This is a genomic window from Saccharopolyspora sp. NPDC049426 (assembly GCF_040676935.1).
In the GTDB taxonomy this organism is placed as follows: Bacteria; Actinomycetota; Actinomycetes; order Mycobacteriales; family Pseudonocardiaceae; genus Saccharopolyspora.
The window spans coordinates 420,431-443,820 of record NZ_JBFAPZ010000002.1; the positions used below are offsets into that span (position 1 = coordinate 420,431).

General features: G+C 71.3%; 23 protein-coding genes. 16 read left to right on the top strand and 7 right to left on the bottom strand.

Annotated elements, in window-relative coordinates; genetic code table 11:
• The first annotated feature begins 10 nt into the window (after window positions 1-10).
• From AB0J78_RS05165 to AB0J78_RS05180, 4 genes are read left to right on the top strand one after another with little or no spacing between them, the layout of a single operon-like run.
• Entirely contained in the window at window positions 11-1,594 is a 1,584-nt protein-coding gene (locus tag AB0J78_RS05165) for an AMP-binding protein (RefSeq protein ID WP_363787159.1), read from the top strand.
• The gene (locus tag AB0J78_RS05170) at window positions 1,591-2,367 is read left to right on the top strand and encodes a methyltransferase domain-containing protein (RefSeq protein WP_363787543.1); all 777 of its coding nucleotides are present in this window, start codon (window positions 1,591-1,593) and stop codon (window positions 2,365-2,367) included. Before AB0J78_RS05165 ends, AB0J78_RS05170 begins: the two co-directional genes overlap by 4 nt.
• A complete protein-coding gene (locus AB0J78_RS05175) occupies window positions 2,364-3,857 on the top strand; it encodes a CoA transferase (RefSeq protein WP_363787161.1) in 1,494 nt (497 codons plus the stop codon). Before AB0J78_RS05170 ends, AB0J78_RS05175 begins: the two co-directional genes overlap by 4 nt.
• Window positions 3,854-5,470 (top strand): class I adenylate-forming enzyme family protein, encoded by a 1,617-nt coding sequence (locus AB0J78_RS05180; RefSeq protein ID WP_363787163.1) that lies wholly within the window; start codon window positions 3,854-3,856, stop codon window positions 5,468-5,470. Before AB0J78_RS05175 ends, AB0J78_RS05180 begins: the two co-directional genes overlap by 4 nt.
• Here the strand turns inward: AB0J78_RS05180 and AB0J78_RS05185 are convergent.
• On the bottom strand, window positions 5,434-5,943 hold the full coding sequence (locus tag AB0J78_RS05185) for an EF-hand domain-containing protein (RefSeq protein ID WP_363787165.1): 510 nt from the start codon (window positions 5,941-5,943) through the stop codon (window positions 5,434-5,436). The two genes, AB0J78_RS05180 and AB0J78_RS05185, sit on opposite strands and share 37 nt — an antisense overlap.
• A 191-nt stretch (window positions 5,944-6,134) precedes the next feature.
• Here AB0J78_RS05185 and AB0J78_RS05190 point away from each other — a divergent pair, with 191 nt between their 5' ends.
• Both AB0J78_RS05190 and AB0J78_RS05195 read left to right on the top strand, forming a co-directional pair.
• A complete protein-coding gene (locus tag AB0J78_RS05190; protein WP_363787167.1) occupies window positions 6,135-7,250 on the top strand; it encodes an amidohydrolase family protein in 1,116 nt (371 codons plus the stop codon).
• A 97-nt stretch (window positions 7,251-7,347) separates the two neighbouring features.
• Complete coding sequence (locus tag AB0J78_RS05195) at window positions 7,348-8,283, top strand: hypothetical protein (RefSeq protein WP_363787169.1); 936 nt, start codon at window positions 7,348-7,350, stop codon at window positions 8,281-8,283.
• 37 nt (window positions 8,284-8,320) lie between these two features.
• On the opposite strand, the gene AB0J78_RS05200 is transcribed toward AB0J78_RS05195, so the two are convergent.
• The gene (locus AB0J78_RS05200; protein WP_363787171.1) at window positions 8,321-8,998 is read right to left on the bottom strand and encodes a TetR/AcrR family transcriptional regulator; all 678 of its coding nucleotides are present in this window, start codon (window positions 8,996-8,998) and stop codon (window positions 8,321-8,323) included.
• A gap of 123 nt (window positions 8,999-9,121) precedes the next feature.
• Between AB0J78_RS05200 and AB0J78_RS05205 the strand changes: the two genes are divergently transcribed.
• The 5 genes from AB0J78_RS05205 (at window position 9,122) to AB0J78_RS05225 (ending at window position 13,178) form a co-directional block, all read left to right on the top strand.
• A complete protein-coding gene (locus tag AB0J78_RS05205) occupies window positions 9,122-10,255 on the top strand; it encodes an acyl-CoA dehydrogenase family protein (protein WP_363787544.1) in 1,134 nt (377 codons plus the stop codon).
• A gap of 169 nt (window positions 10,256-10,424) precedes the next feature.
• Entirely contained in the window at window positions 10,425-10,598 is a 174-nt protein-coding gene (locus tag AB0J78_RS05210; protein WP_363787172.1) for a hypothetical protein, read from the top strand.
• 239 nt (window positions 10,599-10,837) lie between these two features.
• Window positions 10,838-11,611, top strand: a complete 774-nt coding sequence (locus tag AB0J78_RS05215; protein ID WP_363787174.1) for an aldolase/citrate lyase family protein — start codon at window positions 10,838-10,840, stop codon at window positions 11,609-11,611.
• 411 nt (window positions 11,612-12,022) lie between these two features.
• On the top strand, window positions 12,023-12,502 hold the full coding sequence (locus tag AB0J78_RS05220; protein WP_363787176.1) for a DUF4396 domain-containing protein: 480 nt from the start codon (window positions 12,023-12,025) through the stop codon (window positions 12,500-12,502).
• Window positions 12,503-12,632: 130 nt separating this feature from the next.
• A complete protein-coding gene (locus AB0J78_RS05225) occupies window positions 12,633-13,178 on the top strand; it encodes a GNAT family N-acetyltransferase (RefSeq protein ID WP_363787178.1) in 546 nt (181 codons plus the stop codon).
• Here AB0J78_RS05225 and AB0J78_RS05230 read toward each other — a convergent pair whose 3' ends face one another.
• The 3 genes from AB0J78_RS05230 to AB0J78_RS05240 form a co-directional block, all read right to left on the bottom strand.
• The gene (locus tag AB0J78_RS05230) at window positions 13,179-13,763 is read right to left on the bottom strand and encodes a cysteine hydrolase (RefSeq protein ID WP_363787180.1); all 585 of its coding nucleotides are present in this window, start codon (window positions 13,761-13,763) and stop codon (window positions 13,179-13,181) included.
• 82 nt (window positions 13,764-13,845) lie between these two features.
• On the bottom strand, window positions 13,846-14,226 hold the full coding sequence (locus AB0J78_RS05235; RefSeq protein WP_363787545.1) for a YchJ family protein: 381 nt from the start codon (window positions 14,224-14,226) through the stop codon (window positions 13,846-13,848).
• Between the two features lie 18 nt (window positions 14,227-14,244).
• A complete protein-coding gene (locus tag AB0J78_RS05240; RefSeq protein WP_363787182.1) occupies window positions 14,245-15,594 on the bottom strand; it encodes a sulfatase-like hydrolase/transferase in 1,350 nt (449 codons plus the stop codon).
• A gap of 242 nt (window positions 15,595-15,836) precedes the next feature.
• Here AB0J78_RS05240 and AB0J78_RS05245 point away from each other — a divergent pair, with 242 nt between their 5' ends.
• The gene (locus AB0J78_RS05245) at window positions 15,837-16,967 is read left to right on the top strand and encodes a class I SAM-dependent methyltransferase (RefSeq protein ID WP_363787184.1); all 1,131 of its coding nucleotides are present in this window, start codon (window positions 15,837-15,839) and stop codon (window positions 16,965-16,967) included.
• On the opposite strand, the gene AB0J78_RS05250 is transcribed toward AB0J78_RS05245, so the two are convergent.
• Complete coding sequence (locus tag AB0J78_RS05250; protein ID WP_363787187.1) at window positions 16,936-17,796, bottom strand: alpha/beta fold hydrolase; 861 nt, start codon at window positions 17,794-17,796, stop codon at window positions 16,936-16,938. The genes AB0J78_RS05245 and AB0J78_RS05250 overlap by 32 nt on opposite strands.
• Window positions 17,797-17,909: 113 nt before the next feature.
• On the opposite strand from AB0J78_RS05250, the gene AB0J78_RS05255 reads away from it, so the two are divergent.
• Complete coding sequence (locus AB0J78_RS05255; protein WP_363787189.1) at window positions 17,910-19,127, top strand: cytochrome P450; 1,218 nt, start codon at window positions 17,910-17,912, stop codon at window positions 19,125-19,127.
• Between the two features lie 6 nt (window positions 19,128-19,133).
• Here AB0J78_RS05255 and AB0J78_RS05260 read toward each other — a convergent pair whose 3' ends face one another.
• Window positions 19,134-19,532, bottom strand: a complete 399-nt coding sequence (locus tag AB0J78_RS05260) for a DoxX family protein (RefSeq protein WP_363787191.1) — start codon at window positions 19,530-19,532, stop codon at window positions 19,134-19,136.
• A gap of 218 nt (window positions 19,533-19,750) precedes the next feature.
• On the opposite strand from AB0J78_RS05260, the gene AB0J78_RS05265 reads away from it, so the two are divergent.
• From AB0J78_RS05265 to AB0J78_RS05275, 3 genes are all read left to right on the top strand, one after another.
• On the top strand, window positions 19,751-20,692 hold the full coding sequence (locus tag AB0J78_RS05265) for a nitroreductase family protein (protein WP_363787193.1): 942 nt from the start codon (window positions 19,751-19,753) through the stop codon (window positions 20,690-20,692).
• Between the two features lie 443 nt (window positions 20,693-21,135).
• Window positions 21,136-22,638, top strand: coding sequence for an adenylyl-sulfate kinase (cysC, locus tag AB0J78_RS05270; protein WP_363787195.1), 1,503 nt, complete (start codon window positions 21,136-21,138; stop codon window positions 22,636-22,638).
• A partial coding sequence (locus tag AB0J78_RS05275) for a sulfite exporter TauE/SafE family protein (RefSeq protein ID WP_363787197.1) occupies window positions 22,623-23,390 on the top strand: 768 nt, incomplete at its 3' end. The genes cysC and AB0J78_RS05275, both read left to right, overlap by 16 nt.

Sequence of the window (23,390 nt, forward strand, 5' to 3'; positions counted from 1 at the left end):
GGAGTTCGCGTTGCGACCGCACGACATGGGCGTGCTCTTCGACCGAGCCGCTGCCCGGGGGCATCCGACCAGGGTGCACCTGGACCGGGCTTTCGACATCGCACCCGGCGGCGGCACGACCTACGACGTGCCCGCGCTCGCCGAACTCGTGCGCGCGGCCTCCGGCTGGTGGTCGGCGGCCGGGGCGTGCCCGGGTGGCCGGGTGGCGATCCTCAAGGACGACCACTGGGACATCGACCTGCTCGCCTGCGCCGCCGTTCGCGTCGGCGCGGTCCCGGCGAAGCTCTCGGCGCACCTGCCTGCCGAGACCGCGTCGGCGCTGCTCAAGCGCCTCGAACCGGACGTCCTGGTGACCACGCCGGGCGTGCTCGAACGCGCGACCGCCGAGGGCGTGGACCTGGCGGCGTTCGCCCGCACGACCGTGAGCACCGGGCCCGCGCCGGGAGCGGTCGCCCTCGACGAGCTGCGCGGCAGCGCACCGCCGGACCCGCACCGGCGGGATGACGACGATCCGCTGGTGATCACCCACACCTCCGGCACCACCGGCGTGCCCAAGCTCGTCGTGCACTCCACCCGGACCATCATCGGCAACCTCGCCCGCTTCGAAGCGCTCCCGACGCCTGTCGTGGGCCTGCGCCGGGACGACGTCGTGGCCACCGCCAGCGCCTACGCGCACGGCCGCACGTTCTGCTGGACTGCCGTGGTCATGAGCACCGCTCCCGCTGAGATCGTCGTCCTGACCTCCCAGGATCCGGACCAGGTGGATCCGCTGCTGCGGCAGCACCCGCCGACGGTGCTGGAGGGACTGCCTTCGGCGTTCGTGCGGCTGAAACCGCTGACCAGGAGGCTGGCGAACCCGTTCGGACGCGTCCGCCTGTTCATCAGCACCTACGACGCCGTTCACCCGGCCACGCTGCGCGCCTACCTCAAGGCGAGCCAGCGCGACAATCCACTGTGGATGGACGGGTGGGGGCAGACCGAGACCGGCCCGCTGACCTTCCGGCTGCACCACCGCGGCTCGGTGCGGCGGCGCCGCCTCCAAGCACATCCGGTGGGACGGCCCGTACCGGTGAAGACCCGCTTGAAGGTGGTCGATCCCGGTACCTTCCAGCCCGTCCGGCCCGGTGAACCCGGACTGGTGCTCGCCCGGACCCGGGCGCTGTGCCTGGACTACCTGGGCGAGTCCGAGCGCTTCGAGGACAAGAAGGTCGGAACCTGGTGGAACACGGGTGATCTCGGCGTCCGCCGCCGGGACGGCAGCGTCCACCTGGTGGATCGCGAGATCGACTGCGCGCCCGAGGCCAGCTGCGTGGCCACCGAGGGCCTCCTCGAAGAACGACTCCCGCGGGCGCTGGAGTGCGTGCTGCTGTCCCGCGCGGACCGGCCGCCGCTGCCGGTCGTGGTCACCGCTGACGGTGAGATGTCCGGCCACGCCTGGCGGCACGCCACCCACGGTCTGCCGGCGATGGCCGAACCGGTGGTCCTGACCTGGGATGACGTTCCGCGCACCGGCACCGGAAAGGTGCGCAGGCTCGAATTGCTGAACCGGCTCACCGGCAGCGCGAACACCTACGGAACCGGGCGGTGGACATGACCCAGACCTACGTCTTCACCAACGACGGCCCGCACGGCGCCGAGCAGCACCGGTGCCTGGCGGCCTCCTACGACCCCATCACCACCGAGCGCCTGGCCTCCACCGGGGTCACCGACGGCTGGCACTGCCTGGACGTCGGCGCCGGGCGAGGCAGCATCGCCCGCTGGCTGGCTCAGCGCGTGGCTCCCACCGGCAGCGTGCTGGCCGCCGACATCGAGCTCGACAGCATCGCTTCGCACCCGAACCTGACCGCCGTGAAGCACGACATCGCCCACGACCCGCTGCCCACCGCGCAATTCGACCTGATCGTCGCCCGCATGGTGCTTCAGCACGTCCCGCAGCGGAACGAGTCGGTGCGCAAGCTCGTCGACGCGCTGAAACCCGGTGGCTGGCTGCAGATCGACGAGGTGGACACCGCCTACGAGCCGGTGCTGCTGGCCGCGGACGCGGCGCTGTACGAGAAGTTCCTCGCCGCCAAGACCAGCCACATGCGTTCCCAGGGCGGTGATCCCGAGTGGGGTCGCAAGGTCGCGGGTGCGATGCGCGCCGCCGGGCTCGTCGACATCGACCCGCGTCCGCACATCGCCTCGCGGTACGCCGGTTCGCCCGAGCTGGCCCTGCAGTTCAACCACACCTACCAGCTGCGGGACGGGCTGCTGGCGGCCGGGATGACCGACGCGGAGCTCGCCCGGGTGCGCGAGGTGATGGCCGACCCGGAATTCCGCGCCACGTCGAGCGTGCTGCACTCGGTGCAGGGCAGGAAGCGCTCGTGATCGCCGAGCGCGTCGCGGCGGGGTTGCTCCGCGAGCTCGGCGAAGCCCCCGCCGTCTGGTGCGACGTGGACTGGTCCGGGCCGGTGGAGATGCTGCTGCGCGACGAGTCCGCGGTGCAGGCGGCCTGCGGGATCATGCACGTCCACGGTCGCGCGTCCGGAGGGCCGCGGCGGCTCGGCGTCGACTACGCCTCCGCCGTCGCCGGAGTCCTCGCCGCGCAGGGGGTGCTGGCGGCGGAGCTGGCGCGGGTGCGCGGCGCGCGGATCGAGTCGGTGCGCACCTCGGTCGCCCAAGCGGCGCTGCTGTCGGTCGCCCAGCACCTCGCCGTCGCCACCACCGACGACGACTGGGCGGAGCAGTGGGAATCCGGCCCGCGCCCACCGTTCCGGTCGCGCGAAGGCCTCCGGTTCGAGGTGGAATCGCTAGAGCCCGAAGGATGGCGACGCTTCTGGAGCTACCTCGGCGCGGACGCCGCTGACGTCGCGGCGGGCTGGTGGCCGTTCCAGCAGCGCTTCGCCACCGCCTCCTGCGCGCTGCCCGCATCGCTGTTCGCGTGCGCGCGCCGGTTTCCGCTCCGGGACCTGCTGCGCGTCGGGGAGAAGGCGGGGGTGAGCGTGCTGCCGGTCCGCGACGAGCCCGAGCAGCCGAACGCCGTTCCCGCCTGCACCCTCCGCGACCTCCCCGGAACCGCGCGAGCGCGCCCCTGGACCTGTGGGGAACCGCTGGAGGGGATCGTCGTCGTCGAGTCGACGCGCCGGATCCAGGGGCCGATGGCCGGGCACGTGCTGCGCATGCTCGGGGCCGAGGTCATCCGCGTCGAACCACCGGGCGGTGACCCGATGCGCGGCGTCCCACCGATCTCGGGAGACTGCTCGGCCCGCTTCCGGGCGCTCAACGACGGCAAGCGCACCATCGAGATCGACCTGAAAAGCCCATCCGGGCGGGAAGCGCTGCGCGAACTCGTCGCCGGTGCGGACGTGTTCGCGCACAACTGGGCACCGGGCCGCGCCGAGCGCGGCGGACTCGATGCCGACGTGCTCGCCCGAGTCAGGCCGGGCCTGGTGTTCGCCTGGGCGTCGGGCTGGTCGCCGTTGCCCTGGCCGGACCCGCCGCTGGGAACCGACTTCCTGGTCCAGGCGCACAGCGGGCTTGCGGCGGCGGTCGACCCGGAGGGCGCGCCTTCGCTGATGACGCTCACCGACGTCATGGGCGGGCTCGTCTGCGCGGCAGGCGTTCTCGGAGCCCTGCTACGCCGGGAACGCACCGGGCTGGGTGCCCGCGTGGACAGCTCCCTGTACTCGGCGGCGGGCGTGATCCCCCGGTCGTCGACGGGTCAGAGCCGGTTCGTGCTGCGCGACGACCGTCCGGTGCTGCCCGACGGCACACCGGTGTGCACCGACCTGCGGGAGCTCGCGGCCGACCCGCGGTTCAAACGAGCCCTCCACCACACGACGCACGTCTCACCACAGCCTCCCTGGGAGTTCGCATGACCTGGACGTCCCGCAACGGCATCGAGATCCGCGACCTGGTCCCCGCCGAACTGCGCCGCAACTGGGTCGAGCAGGGTCTGTGCCCGGACCGCGCGGTCTACGGCCTGTTCACCGACCGGGTGCGCGCGCACCCGCACCGCGAGGCCGTCATCGACGGCGAGGTGGTGCTCGACTACCGGGATCTCGACGACGAGGTGCGGCGCGTGGCCGCCGCGCTGAGCGCGGAAGGCTTCGGCGCGGGCGACATCATCGGCATCCGGATGCCCAACGGCTGGCGGGTGGTCGTCGCCGAGCTCGCGGTCGCCGCCATCGGCGCCGTCACCCTGCCCTGCCCCGATGGCCGCGGCACCAAGGACGTGATCAGCCTGCTGCGCAGATCCCGCGCCGCAGCGGTGGTCGTCGCCGATCCATCCGACGTCGAGGTCGCGGCCGGGCTGCCCGCGCTGCGCTCGTTCGTCTTCGACGACCTCGACAGCGGAGCCGACTGGCACCCGGCGGAACTCGATCCCGAAGCGCCGGTGCGCATCCTGGTCACCTCCGGTTCCCAGTCGGAGCCGAAGATGGTCGCCTACTCCCACAACGCCATGACGGGCGGACGCGCCAACTACGTCCGGGAGCTCAGCTGCGGCGCTGATCCGATGCGCGCGTTGGTGCTGATGAAGCTCTCGTCGTCCTACGGCTCGCTCGTCACGCACGTGGGCATCGCCGCGCTCGGAGCGACCATCATCCTGCAGCGCGGCTTCGACGAAGGTGACGTGCTCCGCGCGATCACCCGGCACCGGCCCACCCACCTGTTCGGGGTGCCGACGATGTTGCGCAGGTTGGCCGAACACCCCGGTGAAGCGGGCGAGGACCTGTCGAGCCTGCACGCGGTGGTCTCCAGCGCCGCGCCGCTGTCGGACGTCACCGCGCGCGCCTGCACCCGCCGGTTCGGCACCCGCGTCATCACCGTCTACGGCTCCTCCGACGGCGTCAACTGCCACACCGCGCTGACCGGCACCGGCAACGGAACGGGCGCTGGGCGGCCTGATCCGGCCGTCGCCGAGATCCGCGTCGTCGACGAGCTCGGCCGCGACGCCGGGACGGGCGAACCCGGCGAGATCTGGGCGCGCGGACCGATGACGCCGCTGTGCCACGTCGCCGCCCCCGAGCTCGACGCGCGCCGCCGCACCCGGGGCGGGTGGGTGCGCAGCGGCGACCTGGGATTGCTGGACGAGCTCGGCCGGCTGCACGTGCTCGGCCGGCTGGAGCAGGTCGTGCTGCGCGGTGGCCTCAACATCAGCCCGGCCGAGGTCGAGCGGGAGATCGTCGCGCATCCGGCCGTGGTGGACGTGGCGTGCGTGCCCGTTCCGGACGACGACCTGGGGGAGCGGCTGTGCGCCTGCATCAGCCAGGCGGCCGGGAGCGACGAGCTGTCGCTGGAGCAGGTCGTCGAGTTCCTGGAGCGCGACCGGGGGCTGGAGCGGAGCAAGCTCCCGGAGTACCTGCTGCGACTGCCCGAGCTGCCGCTCGCGCCGACGGGCAAGGTGTGCAGGCGCACCGTCACCGCGCTCGCCGTCGAGAGCTTCGCAGCAGGTCAGCCCGCGATGAGCTCGACTTCCAGCCGGCCGTAGTGGTAGTCGCGGATCGCCGCGAGGAGTTCGTCCAGGCACAGCGCTTCCGCGCCGTCGGGGGCGATGTGCTCGAAGGCCTCCTCGGCCGCGGTGTCGTCGAGGCCGAGCGCGGTCAGCCACCGGACGAACTCCTCGCGGTCGACCCGCTCGTCCCCGTCCCGGTCGCACACCCCGATCACGCCCGCCACGACGGGACGCAGCGCCCGGTTGAACGCGGCCTCGCCCTGCTCGAAGATCAGGTCCTCGGAGACCTTCACGAACTGCACCTCGCTGATGGCCTCGCCGGGCGGCACCCCGGCGTGATCGGCGCAGAGCTCGAAGAGCCCGCGCAGCGCGGCGCGGAGCCGCATCGCCGCCGGAGCGTCCGCCGCCACCCCGAACGCCTCGGCGATCCGCAGCGCCTCGCTCTCGAAGTCACCCCGGTCCAGCCCTCCGCTCCGGTCGCGATCCCACCGGTCGAACCGAGTCTTCATCCGCCCCTGAGCAACGCAGCGATCCACCCAGCACCATCCACACTAGACTCTGAAACGCATTGCAGCACAGCCAGAATACCCCGATGTTCACGTCCACGCCGGACGAGAGGGAGCTCGATCCGAGCGCCGCTTCCGGGTTGAGGCGGGTACATTTCGCGCGACATGCACACCTGCTCGGAGAGGTGGTCGTCGTGGAGTCCTTGGAAGCGGAGATCGCGGGGATCGCGTTGGTGGATCACCACGTGCACGGGGTGGTGCCGGGTGAGGTCGACCGGGGCGAGTTCGAGGGGTTGCTGACCGAGTCCGACCGGGCCGTGCCGGGGTGGATGACGCAGTTCGACTCGCCGCTCGGGTTCGCGGTGCGGCGGTGGTGCGCACCGGTGCTGGGACTGCCGCCGCACGCGTCGCCCGAGGAGTACCTGACCGCTCGGGAGTCGTTGGGCTCCGGCGAGGTGACCCGGCGACTGCTCTCGGCGTCCGGAGTGGGCCGGTTCCTGCTGGAGACCGGCCTCGGTGCCGGTCTCGGGGTGGCGGAGATGGCCGAGGCGTCGGGCAAGCCGGTGCACGAGGTCGTGCGGTTGGAATCGGTGCTGGAGGAGGTCGCCCGATCCGGGGTGCCCGCGGCGGAGCTGCCGTCGCGGTTCCGGGAGGCGCTGGCGGTCCGCTCGGCGGACGCGGTCGGGCTGAAGAGCATCATCGCCTACCGGCACGGTTTCGACTTCGACCCGGAACCGCCCGGCGACGCCGAGGTGGTCCGGGCGGCCGGCCCCTGGTTGCGGGACGGTGGGTTCCGGGTTTCCGACCCCGTGCTGCTGCGGTTCGCGCTGTGGGCGGGGGTGGAACGCGGACTGCCGATCCAGCTGCACACCGCCTACGGCGATCCCGACCTGGAGCTGCACCGCTGCGATCCGCTGCTGCTGACCCGGTTCATCAAGAACGTCGAGCCGCGCGGCGTGGACCTGCTGCTGTTGCACTGCTACCCGTTCCACCGCAACGCCGCCTACCTCGCCCAGGTCTTCCCGCACGTCCACTTCGACGTCGGACTGGCGATCAACCACACCGGCGCGCGTTCGGAGGCGGTGATCGCCGAATCCCTGGAACTCGCCCCGTTCGCCAAGGTCCTCTACTCCTCCGACGCCTGGGGCCTGCCGGAGCTGCACCACCTCGGAGCAGTGCTGTGGCGCAGGGGGATGAGCAGAATTCTCGGCCACCACGTCGAGTCCGGCGACTGGACCGCCGAGGACGTCCTCCGCATCGCGCGCATGATCGGTCGCGACAACGCAGAACGCGTCTACGGCCTGCGCTGAGCGGAACTTGTTACTGGATGATTCACCGACGTGGCGGTTGGTCGATGACGAAGGCTGTTGCAGTGTTGTGACGGGGGTCGTATCGCGGGAGTGATGAATGGCATCAGTCCGGGCGGCCAATCACAACCAGAGCTGCGCACGAGCGAAGAGGCACGTGTGCAACTGTTCGGGATGCGGCGGATCTCAGCATGGCTGGGAAAGCTGGGTCGGCCTGGCAAATTCGACCGAACGAGAGCGGCAGGAAAAGTTCGCCGAGATCCAGAAGGTCTGGGACCGCCACCACAAGCCCGGAAGCACGCGTTCCAACGCCCATGTCCGGGGTGCGGTGGCGGACTTCGCGCGACTCGACGTCGCCAGCTGGCTGGGGAACAACCCAGGGCGCGATTCAGCGGATCGGAATCCCGTGTTGGCGGGCAGCGGTGGAAAGCAGCCGATCTCGCCGGTGCGTGGGAAGTCTGGTGTGAGCCAGCTCGAGCTGGAGCTCATCGACCAGATCGAAACGCTCGCTCGGTCGATGACCAACGCTGCGGTCTGGGAAGACATCTACCTAAACCTGGCGGACACTCCGGACTCGCGTCGTGCGATCGCGCGCGATCTCGCAAGTCACGTCTGGTGCGATCTGTTCGTCGGTTTGTCCAGATTCGTGGAGAAATGCCAGAATTTGCTCGAGAAGGTCCCTGACTGGGGAAAGGGGATAGTTCGACTGGCCGTGTCGACGGCGTCGAATCAGTCCAAGCGGGAACTGGTCACGGACAAGGTGATCGACCTCGTGGTCGACAGGGTGTGGGGTGCTTTCAAAGGCACCGCCGTCGGCGGTTTCCCGCTCTTGACGCTGGTCACTCGGGAAGAGGCGGTGCGGAGTCTGAGGATTCTCGCGCTCTTCACATGTCCGGCGCCCGAGGCACATCAAGAGGTTCGGGAGCATTCGTTGAAGCCACTCGGTGAGGAACTCCACGGTCTGCTCGCGGATGGCACGAAGGAACGTCTTGTCCAGCTGTTTCCGGAGTGGGAGGAATTTGGAACCGCGGCTTAGGCCGGGTTCTTTCGGAGGAAAGATGAGTGCGTGGTGATCACGGGCTGGGGCGGAAGATCTGGTCGTCGGGGATGTCGATGCCGAGTTGGGCGAGGAGTTCGATGAGGACCACGGCGATCTGGCGGGAGACCCGGTCGGCGAGCAGGTCCTCGGTCTCGTCGTGGTGGTCGAGCCACCAGATGATGCTGGCGTCGACCATGCCCATCAGGCCGGCGAGGACGCCGTCCGGCGGTGACGCGGGCAGTTCGGCGGCGTCCAGGTAGGCGCGCATCGCCTCCACGATCTCGTTGAGGAAGCGGGTGCGACCCATGCGCGCGCGGTGCAGCGCCTTGGTCTGCTGCTGGGCGGCGATGAACCGGTAGAGGTTCGGGTGCTCGGAGGCCCAGGCGATGCTGGCCGCGACGACCCCGCGGATCACCTCGAACGGCGTTCCGGCGCGGGTGAGGTGGGGCCGGACGCGGCGGATGAGCTCGGTGGCGGCGAAGCGGGTGACCTCGGCGTCGAGCTGATCCTTGCTCGCGAAGTGCCGGTAGACGTTGGGCCGGGGCAGTCCGGCGCGGTCGGCGATCTGCGCCATCCCGGCCTGCGGTCCGATCTCGTCGATCGCCTCGGCGGCGGCCGAGACGATCTGCGCGCGCCGCGAATCGCTGTCGAGGGCTTGCTTCACCGTCCTGCGCCGGACCGTGGAGTCGACCCAGCGCGCCACATTCACCACGGCCGACACCGTACCTGCTGATACAGCTTGTACCCAGCTCCCGCGCCGTGCTACAACCTGTATCCAGTACTCCGTCGTTCCGCAACGGAAGGATCCGCTGTGCCCTCTCGCCGCTCTCCCTGGATGACCGAGGAGCTCGACGACCTGCGCGGTCTCGCCCGCACCTTCGCCGAGAAGGAGATCAAGCCGAACGTCGAGCGGTTCATCGCCAACAAGCAGGTCGACCGCGAGCTGTGGACCAAGGCCGGCGAGATCGGACTGCTGTGCCTGTCCGTCCCGGAGGAGTACGGCGGCAGCGGCGGGACCTTCGCGCACGAGGCCGTGCTGATCGAGGAGCAGGGCCGCGTCGGCGACAGCTCCTGGGGCGCGTCCCTGCACAGCGGCATCGTCGCCCACTACCTGCTCGCCTACGGCACCGAGGCGCAGAAGCGGGAATGGCTGCCGAAGCTGGCCAGCGGCGAGTCCGTGGCCGCCATCGCGATGACCGAGCCGGGCACGGGTTCGGACCTGCAGGGCATCGCCACCAAGGCGATCCGCGACGGCGACGAGTACGTGGTCAACGGGGCCAAGACCTTCATCACCAACGGCTACCAGGCCGACGTCGTGCTGGTGGCCGCCAAGACCGACCCGGACGAGGCCGCGTCCGGGATCTCGCTGGTCATCGTGCCGACCGACACCCCCGGCTTCAAGCGCGGCCGGGTGCTGGACAAGATCGGCATGAAGGGGCAGGACACCTGCGAGCTGTTCTTCGACGACTGCCGCGTGCCCGCCTCGAACCTGCTCGGCGAGAAGGAGGGCGACGGCTTCATCCAGCTGATGACGCAGCTGCCCCAGGAGCGGTTGATCGTCGCCGTCGCCTGCGTGGCCGCGATGGAGTTCGTGCTGGAGGAGACCCTGCAGTACGTCCACTCCCGCGAAGCCTTCGGGCGCCCGATCTTCAAGTTCCAGAACACCAAGTTCGAGCTTGCCGAGATCGCCACCGAGGCCCGCGTGGCGCGGTCGTTCCTGGACGAGTGCATCGAGCTCCACATCAAGGGCGAGCTCGACATCCCGACCGCGGCGATGGTCAAGTACTGGTGCTCGGAGCGCGCGATGAAGGTCGCCGACCAGTGCCTGCAGCTGTTCGGCGGCTACGGCTACATGGAGGAGTACCCGGTGGCCCGGGTGTTCACCGACATGCGCGTGCAGCAGATCTACGCGGGCACCACCGAGATCATGAAGGAGATCATCAGCCGGTCGCTGCCGACGCCCAGCTGACCCGTCCCGCACCGGTCCGGCCGCCCCGATCTTCGGCGCGGCCGGACCGGCGTTTTCACGCCGAGTGCCCGAAGTCACCCACCGTGAGGTGTGGACGGTGGCTCTCCTGATCGTTAGTTTGGTGGCCGCCGACCGAGTTAACGACGCTGTTACGGGGAGGGATCGGGCGATGGCGCCTCTTGACCTGCTGTGCGCGGTGCTGATCCCGCTCGCTCTGCTGGTCGGCACCGCCGCGGTGATGGCAGGCCGGAAGGTCGTGGCGCAGCGGCTCGCGATCACCTCCGGTGCACTCGCTGTAGCGGGCTTGGCGCTCGTCTCGGTCGTCTCCCTCTTCGGGCTGTGATCCGCCCGCTCGTGAGCTGACGCTGTGGCGGGCGGTTTCGGTCCGAACTGCCTCGTGATCATGTCCGTTCTGCCGGGTCAATTCGGACCAGAACCGCCCATGATCCCGGCCTTCGAACGTGTCCCGCCGGAGTGCGCTGCCGCGCGCGCGTTTGGAAAGCGGTGTGCGGATCGGTAGGAACGGGGAGCGAGCGCGATGCCGCGTCTCGCCCGTGATCACCACCGCCAGGAGGAACCGCTGTGTCCGCAGCCGAATTCGCGCGCGAACTGCGCGCTCGTGAGGAGCTCGTCGGGTACTGGATCGCGCTGGACGCCCCGGCGGCCACCGAGCGGATCGCGCGGGTGGGCTACGACTACCTGGTCGTGGACGTCCAGCACGGGCTCATCGGCCATTCCGGGATGATCAACGCGTTGCTGGCCATCGATGCCGCCGGTGGGGCGAAAGGCCTGGTCCGCGTCGCGGCGAACGAGCCCAGCGGAATCGGCCACGCCCTGGACGCGGGAGCTGCTGGAGTCATCGTCCCGCTGGTCGACACGCCCGAGGACGCGGCCGCAGCGGTCGAGGCCACCCGCTACCCGCCGCGCGGGCGCCGCTCCTACGGTCCGATGCGGTCGGGCCTGCGGGTCGGTCCCCGGCCGATCGAAGCGGACGAGTCGACCGTGGTGATCGCGATGATCGAGACCGCGCAGGGCTTGGCCAACGTTCGCGAGATCTGCGCGACCGCCGGGCTCGACGGCGTCTACGTCGGCCCGGCCGACCTGTGCCTGGCCGTCGGTGGCGCCCACCCGGGAGATCCCGACGTGGCCGAGGAGTTCGAGGCCGCGGTCGAGAAGATCCAGAGCGCGGCGGCGGAGGCGGGCATCGCCGCCGGGTTCCACGTGTCCGACGGCGAGGGGGCCGGGCCGCGACTCGCCCAGGGCTACACCTTCGCCAGCATCTCCTGCGACCTGGTGCACCTGGAGGCCGCCGCAGTCGGCCACCTGCGCGCGGCCAAGGGATCGGCGCAGCGCTGAGGTCCTGAGCACGCAGCAGCCCCGGAGCCGTTTCCTCCTCGTTGAGAAGGCCGAACCGGACGCAGTTCGGGGCTCCGGGGCCGGGTAGCTGCCTGGTATTCGCCGACCGCTCTCCCGCGTCGGGATCCACAGGATTGGGGATTCGCGCACGTCGGGTCGGCTGTTGTGCCGTGGGCGGTCCTAGCGGACAGCCACCTCACAAGTCCTGTTGGTATTCAACGTCGGACCACCTCCTTTCCTGTGTGCCCGCAGGCTATGCCGCGTCCCGTTCCCTCGGCAACAGATTTTTTCCGGTTCGGAAATCGCAGGTCAGATGCCTCGTCCGGGCCTCGATGCCGACCGTTGACACCCCTACCCCCTAGGGGTATGTTCGCCTTCAGGATGAAGGTGGACCGTTGCGGGGAGGGCATCATGGACCACGAGCACCACCACGCCGCCGCCGAGCAGCAGGACGGCCGCGCGCTGACCCGATCAGCGATCAGCGCCACGGCGCACTGCCTGACCGGCTGCGCCATCGGCGAAGTCCTCGGCATGGTCATCGGAACCGCGCTGGGCTGGGGGAACCTGGCCACGATCGTCCTCGCGATCGCACTGGCGTTCCTGTTCGGCTACAGCATGACGATCGTTCCCGTGCTGCGCGCGGGCGTCGGCCTCGGCGCGGCCATCGGCGTCGCCTTCGCCGCCGACACCCTGTCGATCACCGTCATGGAGATCGTCGACAACCTGTTCATGGTGCTCATCCCGGGTGCCATGGACGCGGGCCTGACGAGCTGGCTGTTCTGGCTCTCGCTGGCCGCGGCCCTGGCCATCGCCTTCGTCCTCACCGTCCCGGTCAACCGGGTTCTGATCAGCCGGGGCAAGGGCCACGCGGTGGCGCACCAGTACCACTAGTGGGAGATGTTGGGAGGTGCGTTGCTCGGCGGTGCCGGTGGCAGAAACCCCCGAAGGGGAAAGCGCAGCGGCTCCGTAGACTCCGTGACCGGCCAACGCCGCTGGTGACAGGCCCGGTTAGGCTCGGGCCATGCCGATGTCTGTTCGTCTCGCCACCAAGGAGGACCGACCCGCGATCCTCGAACTGCTCCAGTCCGCGCAGGAGAGCGCGGTGCCCGAGGCCAAGCGCGGCGAACAGGGGTTCGTCCAGGGCGAGTGGGACGAGGAGGCGCTGGAGGCCTTCACCGGCGGTCCCGGCACGTTCCTGGTGGAGGACAAGGACAAGCTCGCCGGGGTCGTGCTGACCTCGGAAGCCGGGGCGCTGCCCGGACCGGCGCAGCGGACCGCGGAGCTGACCAAGAACCTCGAAGGTCCCGTCCTGCACTGCGGCCCGGTGGTCGTCGCACCGAAGTACCGCGGCAAGGGCGTCGTCCGGATGCTGCTGTCGGGCATGGCCCTCATGCTCGGCGACCGGTACCCCAGCGCCGCCGTGTTCGTCGAGAACACCAACCAGCGCGGGTTGAAGGTGCACCGGGCGCTCGGCATGAAGAAGCACACCCGGTTCACCCTCGACGACCGCGCCTACACGGTCTTCACCTTCACCCCGGCGGACTTCAGCCCCCGACCGGCCAGGTGATCACCCGCCGAGGCGCGCGAGGGCCTCGACGCCGGTCAGGCAACCCGCTGTCGTGAGGTTCAGGTTCGCCACGGCCGCCTCGTGCACGGCCGGGTCCGCCGCCGTCGTGCAATCGGTGACGACGTGAGCGGTGAAACCCAGGTCGGTGGCGTGGCGGGCGGTCTGCTCGACCGTCAGGTTCGTGGCGACGCCGGTGATGAACAGCGTGTCGATTCCCCGGGCGGTCAACCGGTCGGCCAGGTCGTTGCCCGCGAGGCCGGAGAGCTTCTGGTTGTCCACCACGTCCAGGGCGCCGGACATCTCCGGGATCAGCTGCGCGCCGGGGGAGTCGGGGCGGAAGAGCTCCTGGGCCTCGCCGACCGCGCGCATGAACTCGGTGTTGCGCACCAGCTGCCCCTCGCCTTCCGGAACGGTGAAGCGGGTGAACACCACCGGCGCCGCGGCCTCGGCGTGGAAGCGCGCCGCGCGCTCGACCACGCCGCTGCGGGCCACCGGCTCGGCGAGCATGCCGCCGAAGAACCCCTCGGGCTTGATCACGTTGACCTGCCAGTGCAGCGCCAGAACCGCGTGTGAACCGTTCGCCATGCTCGAATCGTGCCCGATGAAACGGCCTGGTGGTGGGAGGGCCGGGATCCGGACTCCCGCGCGGTGGATCTTGAATCGGCGCTCAGTCGTGGTCGCCGTCGACGTAGAGCCAGGTCTTGCCGCGGCGGGTGAAGCGGCTGTGCTCGGTGAGCGACCCGGTCGCACCGTCGAGGCGGTAGAGGGCCCGGAAGTCCACGGTTCCCTCGGTCTCGAAGGGCCCGCCGCCGGTACGGCTCAGGATCTCCAGGCGGAGCCAGCGCTGCGCCGGGTCGAGGTCGAGCTCCTCCGGGCGCGTCGTCGGGTGCCAGGTGCGGAGCAGGTAGTCGGCGTCGCCGACCGCGAACGCCGAGTAGCGCGAGCGCATCAGCTGCTCGGCCGTGGCCGCTTCGCGCTCGCCGGCGTGCAGCGGTCCGCAGCACTCGCCGTAGGGCTCGCCCAGTCCGCAGGGGCACAGATCCTTCACGCTCACCTGGGAAGTTTCTCATCCGCCTCCCCGGTGGCGCCGGGTGCGCTCGATCGCGGCGGCGCGGTTGCGGAGGATCTCGTCGTTGAAGATGCGGGCGCGCTGGGCGAGCGAATCCCGGATCAGCGGGTGAGCGGCGGCGACGTCGGTGGACTCGGCGGGGTCGGTGTCGAGGTCGAACAGCATCTCGCGACCCAGATCCGGCCAGACCGTCGCGGGCCACAGCAGCTTCCACCGGTCCTGGCGCGCGGCGGAGACGTTCCACATCCAGTCCGGGTCGACCTCGCCCGTCGGGCCTTCCTCCAGGTCGCCGAAGTAGTACAGCGTGCGACCGCGCGGCATCGGCTCGCCCGCCAGCGCGGGAGCGATGCTGATGCCGTCGATGGGCCGATCGGACGGAGGTGCGGGAGCCCCCGCCAGGTCGATCAGCGTCGGCAGCAGGTCCACGAACGAGATCGGGTACCGGTTCTCGCCGACGGGTACCCGGCCGGGCCAGCGGACCATGAACGGCACCCGGAGGCCGCCCTCGAACGGATCGGTCTTGCGGCCCCGCAACCCGCCGGTGCTGCCCTCGAACCACGGCCCGTTGTCGCTGGTGATGATGACGAGCGTGGATTCCACCAGCTCCAGCGCGCGCAGCTCGTCGAGCAGCCTGCCCACCTGCCGGTCGGCCTCGCGGATGACGTCGGGGTAGCGGCCGTCGGCGCCACCGGTCTCCTCGGGCACGTGGAAGGGCTGGTGCACGGAGCTGTGCGGGACGTAGGCGAAGAAGGGCCGTTGCCGCGCAACGCTCCTCCGGATGAACGCGATCGCTGCGTCGGTGTACTCGCCGGCCAGGCGCTCCTGCCCCTGCTCGGTGTTGACGTCGTCCACCGCCACCGCATCGCCCCGGTACAGCGGTAGCCGCTGCCGGTCTCCCCACCCCTGGTCGTTGCTGTAGGGGATCCCGCAGAAGTGGTCGAAACCGTGCGCGGACGGCAGGAACCGGGGCCGCGCGTCCCACGGGTTGCCGGTGAGCCGAGGATCGCCCAGGTGCCACTTGCCGAAGATCCCGGTGGCGTACCCGGCCGCCCGCATCGCCTCGGCGACCGTGTGCTCGAACTCCGGCAGCCCGCGGTCCTCCTCCGGCCACAGCACCTGCGGCAGACCGACGCGCTGCGCGTAGCGGCCGGTCATCAGCGCGGCCCGCGACGGGGTGCAGATCGGCGCCCCGGAGCAGGCCTGCCGGAAGGTCATCCCGGCGCGGCCGACGGCGTCCATGCGCGGCGTGCCGACCGGCGAGCCGTACCGGCTCAGATCGCCGTAGCCCAGGTCGTCGAGGACGATGAGCACGATGTTCGGTCGTGACCCCGAGAGCGCACCGGACATGTCAGCACCCCCTGACGCGGTCGCGGCTCCGATTCTCCCTGGAGACGGCGGTTTTCCCGTTGTTGCCACCCGGTCGGCGCACGAGAACCGATCGTCTGGCCCAGCGCGGTGCGCGGGTGTGAGAGAATTGCCCGACTCGACGAGGGATCGGCCGTGGTCACGGACATGGTTCGAGGTGATCGCCGCTCCTGCGACGAAGAGCTGCCCGACCCGAGGCACCTTCGTCCCCTCAGGAGCAGGCAATGGCCACGATCAGCTGGTCCGAGAACGGATCACCGAACTCCGCCCGTTGGCATTCCGAGAACTCGGCCCCCGCGCCCACCAGCGTTGTCGTCGTCGACGACCGCACCACGGCCAAAGCCGCCCACCGCACCGCCGAAGCCGGCACGGCCATGCTCTGGCGCGGTGACTTCCACGCGGCACGCCGCCTCGTGCAGGACATGGACCGCCGCCTGCGCCGCCGCCCCGCGCCCGAGGGCGACATCGCGTCGCTGTTCCGCGCGCACCGCGCCGCGCGCGCCGAGCGGGCGGAACTGCTCGGCCGGGTGCTGCTGGTGCTGGAGCCCGACCACGCGCTCGCGCTGCAACGCGCACCTGACGTGCGCGAGGCGTGCCTGCACGCCTACGGCCCGCCCACCGGCGAACCGATGTGCGTGTCCGCGCCCGAACTGCTCGGGGTGATCAGCGCTCACCAGTGGCACGAGAAGGGCGTGGACGTTCCCGCGCTCGGCGAGCGGATCCACCCCGACTACGGCGTTTTCGCACCCGTCCGGAGCGAGTACGTCGATCTCGTCGCCGAGGCGCCGCTTCCGACCGAGCCCCCGGTCGCGTTCGACCTGGGCACCGGAACCGGTGTGCTCGCGGCGGTTCTCGGCAGGCGCGGCGCGCGCGTGGTGGCCACCGACATCAACCCGCGGGCCGTGGTGTGCGCCCGCGAGAACGTCCACCGGCTCGGCCTCGCCGAGCGGGTCACGGTCGAGGAGGCCGACCTGTGGCCGAGCGGACGTGCCGACGTCGCCGTGTGCAACCCGCCCTGGATTCCCGCGCGACCCACCTCGGCGCTGGAACTCGGTGTCTACGACCAAGATTCGGACATGCTGCACCGGTTCATCGACGGTCTCCGCGAGCACCTCAACCCCGGTGGCGAGGGCTGGCTGGTGCTCTCCGACCTCGCCGAACGGCTGGGCCTGCGGACCCGCGCCGAGCTGCTCGACCGCATCGCCGCGGCGGGACTGGACGTGCGAGCCCGCTACGACACCGCGCCGAGCCACCCCAAGGCGTCGGACACCACCGACCCGCTCCACCAGGCCCGGCGCGAGGAGATCACGTCGCTGTGGCGGCTCAGCGCAGGAAGTCCAGGAGGTGGCCGGTGACCTCGGCCGGCTTCTCCAGCTGCAGGAAGTGCCCCGCCCCGGACAGCATCGCGGCGCGCGACGGCGGTGCGACGCGGGACCGCGCGACCGCGAAGAAGCGCGGGTCGATGGCGCCGTCCCGGTCGCCGTGGAGGTAGAGCAGCGGGCTCCGGGGTTCGGCGAGAGCCGCTCGGCTGCCGCGCGAGGCCAGGGCTCGGTAGTAGGACACGACGGCCTTCGCCCGGGCCTGGTCGGGGACGGCGCGCGCGAGGTGCGCGAGGTCGTCGGTCGCGTCGTACCCCGGTGACCACGTCCGCCACAGGCGCCGGGCCAGCCAGGTGAAGTTCCGCTCGGCCAGGCCGGGGACCTGGTTGTAGGCGATGTACCAGGAGTGCAGCGGCTGCCTGACCAGCCCCGACAGCCAGGTCCGGGCCACCGCCCGGGTCGGGTTCATCCAGGCCAGCGGAGGCACCGCGAGGAGCGCGACGCGCGCGTAGGGCGAGGACGGGTCGGCGGCCAGCGCGCCCGCGGTGATCGCACCCCAGTCGTGGCCGATCAGCGCGGTCGAGGAGTCGCCGCCGAGGCGCTCGTGCAGCGCGACGGCGTCGGCGGCGAGCGCGCTCACCGAGTAGTCGCCGTCGATCGGCGCGTCCGAGGGCGCGTAGCCGCGCAGGAACGGCGCCACCACCCGGTACCCGGCCTCGGCCAGCAGCGGCCCGACCGCGCGCCACGTCCACGCGGTGTCGGGAAAACCGTGCAGCGCCACCAGGAGTTCACCGTCCACCGGCCCCCACTCCAGGACCCCGACGTCGTGCGTCGGAAGGGAGACGGTGCGCTCGCGAGGAGTCATGCCTCGCGACGCTAACCGCTGGGAGCCCCCGCTGCGATGGTGGATCGATCCCGCCGGTGAAAGCCGAGTGCAAGCGGGTGCGCCTAGCGTTGGTGATCGACTTGGGAGACACGATGACCACGATCGATCTTTCCGCGCTCGACTTCTGGGCCCAACCGCCCTCGGAACGGGACACGACGTTCGCGGCGCTCCGCGCGGCCGACGGACCCGTGTTCTGCCCGCGCGACGACGGCCCCGGCTTCTACGCGATCACCCGCTACGACCAGATCGCCGAGGCCAGCCGGAACCCGCAGGCGTTCAGCTCGGAGCCCATCGCCGCCAGCCTCGACGACCCGCCGCCGGAGGTGGCCGGGCTGCTGGGGTCGATGCTGAGCATGGACGACCCGCGCCACGCGCGGCTGCGCCGCATCGTCGCCCGCGCCTTCACCCCGAGGATGATCTCCAGGGCGACCGAAGACGTCGCCCGCCTGGCCACCGAGATCGTCGATGCGCTGGTGCAGCGGGGGCCGTGCGACTTCGTCGCCGAGGTCGCCATGCCGATGCCCCTGGAGATCGTGTGCCGGATGATGGGCGTTCCCGAATCCGCCCGGCCCGAGGTCGTCGAGGCCACCAACGCGCTCATCTCCAGCATCGGAGACCCGGACCACCAGGACCCGAGCGGCAAGCCCCGGACGGCGGTGCTGGTCGACAACGTGCGGTTCATGCACGAGCTGATGGGGGAGCTCGCCCGCGACCGCCGGGCGAACCCGGCCGACGACATCGTCACCGCGATGGTCCACGGCGACGTCGACGGCGAAGCTCTCAGCGACGCCGACCTGGGCAAGTTCTTCGTGCTGCTGGTCGTCGCGGGCAACGAGACCACCCGCAACGCCCTCTCGCACGCGCTGGCGTTGTTCACCGAACACCCGGAGCAGCGCGACCTGCTGCTGTCCGACCTCGACGAGCGGATGCCCGCGGCGATCGAGGAGGTCGTCCGCTACGCGACACCGGTCAACTGGATGCGGCGCACCGCGACCGGCGACGTGGACCTGCTCGGTCACCGCTTCCGCGCCGGTGACCGGCTGATCATGTACTACGTGTCGGCCAACCGGGACGAGACCGTCTTCGTCGACCCGAACCGGTTCACCATCACGCGCAATCCCAACCCGCACCTCGGGTTCGGCTCGCGCGGGCCGCACTTCTGCCTGGGCGCGCACCTGGCGCGACGCGAGATCGACCTGATGCTGCGGGAGCTGTTCACCCGGGTGCCCGACATCCACGCCACCGCCGAGCCGGTCCGCCAGCGCACCAGCTTCGTCAACGGGGTGCTGGAGCTTCCCTGCGCGTTCTGAGCCCGTTCAGCGCTTGGCCGCGCGCAGCGCGGTGCGGATCATCGGCCACTGCAAGGGCAGCCGGGCGACGGTGCCGGCGAAGAACGCCGCCGGCGCCGCTCCGCCCTTGCGCTTCGCGCGCTTGCCCGCGTCCACGCTCATCTTGACGTTGCCGGGGAAGACGCCGACGAGCAGCGCTGCGCTGGCGAGGCCTGCGGCGCCGCGGGTGCGCGGGTGCAGCAGCCCGGCGGCGCACGCCAGCTCGGCGACTCCGGAGATCTCCACGACCCGGCGGGGAGCGGGCAGCGCGGACGGGATCAGCGGCTCGAAGATCTGGGTTCTGACCAGGTGCAACGTCCCCGAGGTGGCGAACAGCGCGGCGAGTCCGACGATCGGGAGGTCCAGCGGTGCCGGGCGTGAGGTCATGCCGCCGAACATAGTTGACCTGGCTCGGTGCGGGGGACGAGATAGGTCACACCAACCGTCCACGCCCCGGCTGGACGGGGCGCGGTGTCCGGGTTGTCGGGACTTTGTCCCCTGTGCGGGGCGCCTGGTGGCCGGGAGTCTCGGAGTCGGTCGGGGCGCGGTGCGCTCGGCGGCCGTGCCGTCCGGACCAGGGCGGATCCAGTCGGGGGAGGAAACAGATGGGCGTCGCGCAGACGGCTCGCATGGGCGTTCGGGCACCGGAGGTCGAGTGGTCGCCAGCCGAGATCGGGGAGCTCGGCGAGGCGGTCTCGCACGCTCCGTCGGTGCACAACAGCCGGCCCTGGTCGCTGACGCTGCACCGCCGCACCGCCGTGCTGCGCGAGGACCCGGCGAGGCGGATGCAGCACGACCCGGAGGGTCGTGACCAGCGCATCTCGTGCGGTGCGGCGCTGATGAACCTGGTGCTGGCGGTGCGGAGCCTGGGGTGGAGCGCGCAGGTCGAGCTCGGGGCCTCCGGGGGTCTGGTCTCCGCGGCCGTCAACGCCGGTGAGCCCGCCGAGCCGAGCCCGCGGGAGGCGAGCTGGGCCCGCGCGATCCCGGAGCGCCGCAGCCACCGGGCTCCGTTCTCGGGCAAACCGGTGCCGGAGCTGCTCCGCGAGAAGATCTGGGACGCCGCCGCGGGCACCCGCTGCGGTGGGCGCTGGATCAACTCCGACGCCGAGGCCGCCGAGGTCGCGGGGATGCTGAGCCGATCGGCCACCGCGTTCCAGGCCGACGCGGGCTACACCCGCGAGCTGGCCGGGTGGGTGACGCCGGGGGGCAAGCGGCTGCGGAGCGAGTCCGAGGGGCTGAGCGGCCTGGCTGCGGCCGGGCTGACCGCCATCACCACGCACCTGCCCGACGAAACCGTCCTGGCGCGGCTCCTCCGCGAGGAGGCGGTGCTGCTGGTGGGCACGCGCGGCGACCGCGCGATCGACCACCTGCGCGCGGGGCAAGCCGTCGAGCGGGCGTGGCTGGAGGCCGCCGGGTCCGGGCTGTCGGTGTCGATGATGACCCAGCCGCTGCACGTGCCGGAGATCCGCACCGGCCTCGCCGAACGCCTCGGCACGTCCCTCATCCCCCAGGCGATCATGCGCTTCGGCTATCCGAAGGAGTCCTGAGCGCACCGCGGTTCGGGGGCGACGATCGCGGGCGGTTCTGGTCCGAACCGCCCGCGATCGATGTCGTTTTCGCCCGATCGGTGCGGATCAAAAACCGCCCGCTGCCGAGAGCCTCGACGCCGGGCCCGAGTCCCGGGCGTGAAAACGGGAAAATCCGGCTGTTCCGTTAACGGGGGGTGACCCTCCGTTGACGTCCGCTGCATGCCGGTGCGCGTTCCTCCGTGCGCGCGCGTCCGCTGGTTCCGTTGCTGTCCCGGAGCGGGAGCTTTGTCGGGTTGTGGCAGGTCGCGCGGCCTGAATTCGGTTCTCCTCCTGGGAAAAATCAGAACTGGCGAGTATTGGTCACCGGGCTTCTCCGTCCGGGGGCGGGTCGGTCACCGTATGGATCCAGATGTCCCACGGGATGGACCGGTTCGTCCCTCGATCAGAGGACGGAGGTGCCTGTGAGCGCGAACGGAACGGATGCCGATCGTCCGGGCGGGAGCACGGAGGTCTCCGCCGATCCGCAACGCCGCGCGATCTGGGTGCCCGAACCCGCCGAGCTGTCCGATGTGGAACTGCTGCTGGACGGCGCGTTCCCGCCGCTGCGCGGATTCCTCACCGCCGACGAGGTCGAGTCGGTGCGCACCCGCCAACGCCTCGACGCCGACGTGGCCTGGTCCGAGCCGATCACCCTGACGGTCCCGGAGGAGGTCGCCGCGGCCGAGGAGATCGAGCTGCGCGACGTCGAAGGCGCTCCGGTCGCGGTGCTCCGCAACGAAACCCCGTGGTCCGACGAGACCGGCGCGCACCCGGCGGGCCCGCTCGTGGCCGCCGAGGAGCCCACCGGAGTGCTCCGCCGGATGCGGCCGCCCGCCGAGCGGGTCCGGGCCGCGCTCCCGGCCGGACCCGTGCTCGGCGTGCTGCCCGAGGCCCCGCTGCACCACCGCGAGCTCGCCCAGATCCGCCAGCTGGCAGGCGAGCTCGACGCGCACGTCCTGATCCTGCCGCGCATGACCGGTCCGCGGCCCGAAGCGCTGGTCCAGTCGGTGCTGGCCGCCCGCCCGGAACTGCCCGAGGGCGCCACGATCGTCCCGGTCCCGCTGGCGCGCCGCGCCGACCCGAAGCGCGACGCCCTGCTCGCCGCCCACGTCGCCGCCGCCTACGGCGCCACCCACCTGATCTCGGAAAGCCCCCTCGAACAGGCCCCCGTCCAGGTGCTCGAACCGCCGGAGGTGGTGCGCGACCACGCCGACCGCTGGCGTCCCGCCGCGCAGGTCGCCCCCGCCGAAACCCGTCCCGGTCTCAGCGACGAGGGCCTGCGCGAACTCCTCGACAGCGGCGCGGAACTGCCCGACTGGTTCACCACGCGCGCCATCGCCGAGCAGCAGCGCAGGCTCCACCCGCCGCTGACCGCGCGCGGGTTCACCGTCCTGTTCACCGGTCTGTCCGGTGCGGGCAAGTCGACGCTGGCGCGGGCGCTTCGCGACGAGCTCAGCAGGCACGATCACCGCGCGGTCACGCTGCTCGACGGCGACGTGGTCCGCCGGACGCTGTGCGAGGGGCTGGGCTTCTCCGCCGAGGACCGCAGCCGCAACGTCCGCCGCATCGGCTACGTCGCCGCCGAGGTCACCCGCCACGGCGGCGCGGCGATCTGCGCGCCCATCGCGCCGTACCACGCCGACCGGGACGCGGTGCGCCGCATGGTCCACGAGGCGGGCGGGTTCGTGCTGGTCCACGTGGCCACGCCGCTGGGGGAGTGCGAGCGGCGCGACCGCAAGGGGCTCTACCGCAAGGCGCGCAACGGGTCGCTGCCGGAGTTCACCGGCGTCTCCGCTCCCTACGAGGTCCCCGACGACGCCGACCTTGTCCTGGACACCTCCGAGCTGTCGCAGGACGAGGCCGTGGCACGCGTCGTGGCCTTGTTGCGCGAACGGGGCTGGGTGCGGTCGTGGACCTCGGTGTAGCGGCGACGGGGTTGCTCACCGGCCTGATGGTGGGCGTGACCGGCATGGGCGGCGGTGCGCTGACGATGCCGCTGCTGACGCTGGTCTTCGGCGTGCCACCGCTGGCCGCGGTGTCCTCGGACCTGGTGGCCGCGGCGGTGATGAAACCGCTGGGCGCGGCGGTGCACCTGCGGCGCCGAACGGTGCAGCCCGAGCTGGTCGGCTGGCTGTGCCTGGGTTCGCTGCCGTGCGCGGCGGCCGGGTCGTTGCTGGCGGGATCGCTGGGCAGCGGGGCCGAGTCGGTGCTCGAGGAGATCGTGGGCGGCGCGGTGCTGCTGGCCGCGATCACGCTGTTCACCCGGATGCTGCTCTCCCGCCGACCCTCCACATCGGACGGAACCCGGGTGCGCCCGGTGCCCACGGTGCTGCTCGGCGCGGTCGCCGGCCTGGTGGTGGGCACGACATCGGTGGGCTCCGGATCGATCATCATCGTGGTCCTGCTGCTGCTCAACCGCGGGCTGAGCTCGGCGCGGCTGGTCGGCACCGACCTCGTCCAGGCGGTGCCGCTGGTGCTGGTCTCGGCTATCGGCCACTTCTTCGCCGGTGATGTCCACATCGGACTGGCCGGTTCGCTGCTGGCCGGATCGATCCCCGGCGTGCTGGTGGGATCGCTGATCTCGGCGCGGCTGGTCGGCACCGACCTCGTCCAGGCGGTGCCGCTGGTGCTGGTCTCGGCTATCGGCCACTTCTTCGCCGGTGATGTCCACATCGGA

Bases quoted from the DNA above. Each gene is read 5' to 3' on its own strand.
- AB0J78_RS05170 (WP_363787543.1), top strand. From the start codon at position 1,591: ATGACCCAGACCTACGTCTTCACCAACGACGGCCCGCACGGCGCCGAG.
- AB0J78_RS05245 (WP_363787184.1), top strand. From the start codon at position 15,837: ATGGCCACGATCAGCTGGTCCGAGAACGGATCACCGAACTCCGCCCGT.
- AB0J78_RS05265 (WP_363787193.1), top strand. From the start codon at position 19,751: ATGGGCGTCGCGCAGACGGCTCGCATGGGCGTTCGGGCACCGGAGGTC.
- AB0J78_RS05230 (WP_363787180.1), bottom strand. From the start codon at position 13,763: ATGGCGAACGGTTCACACGCGGTTCTGGCGCTGCACTGGCAGGTCAAC.
- AB0J78_RS05185 (WP_363787165.1), bottom strand. From the start codon at position 5,943: ATGAAGACTCGGTTCGACCGGTGGGATCGCGACCGGAGCGGAGGGCTG.
- AB0J78_RS05260 (WP_363787191.1), bottom strand. From the start codon at position 19,532: ATGACCTCACGCCCGGCACCGCTGGACCTCCCGATCGTCGGACTCGCC.
- AB0J78_RS05250 (WP_363787187.1), bottom strand. From the start codon at position 17,796: ATGACTCCTCGCGAGCGCACCGTCTCCCTTCCGACGCACGACGTCGGG.
- AB0J78_RS05225 (WP_363787178.1), top strand. From the start codon at position 12,633: ATGCCGATGTCTGTTCGTCTCGCCACCAAGGAGGACCGACCCGCGATC.
- AB0J78_RS05220 (WP_363787176.1), top strand. From the start codon at position 12,023: ATGGACCACGAGCACCACCACGCCGCCGCCGAGCAGCAGGACGGCCGC.
- AB0J78_RS05210 (WP_363787172.1), top strand. From the start codon at position 10,425: ATGGCGCCTCTTGACCTGCTGTGCGCGGTGCTGATCCCGCTCGCTCTG.
- AB0J78_RS05180 (WP_363787163.1), top strand. From the start codon at position 3,854: ATGACCTGGACGTCCCGCAACGGCATCGAGATCCGCGACCTGGTCCCC.
- AB0J78_RS05240 (WP_363787182.1), bottom strand. From the start codon at position 15,594: ATGTCCGGTGCGCTCTCGGGGTCACGACCGAACATCGTGCTCATCGTC.
- AB0J78_RS05255 (WP_363787189.1), top strand. From the start codon at position 17,910: ATGACCACGATCGATCTTTCCGCGCTCGACTTCTGGGCCCAACCGCCC.
- AB0J78_RS05205 (WP_363787544.1), top strand. From the start codon at position 9,122: ATGACCGAGGAGCTCGACGACCTGCGCGGTCTCGCCCGCACCTTCGCC.
- AB0J78_RS05195 (WP_363787169.1), top strand. From the start codon at position 7,348: ATGGCATCAGTCCGGGCGGCCAATCACAACCAGAGCTGCGCACGAGCG.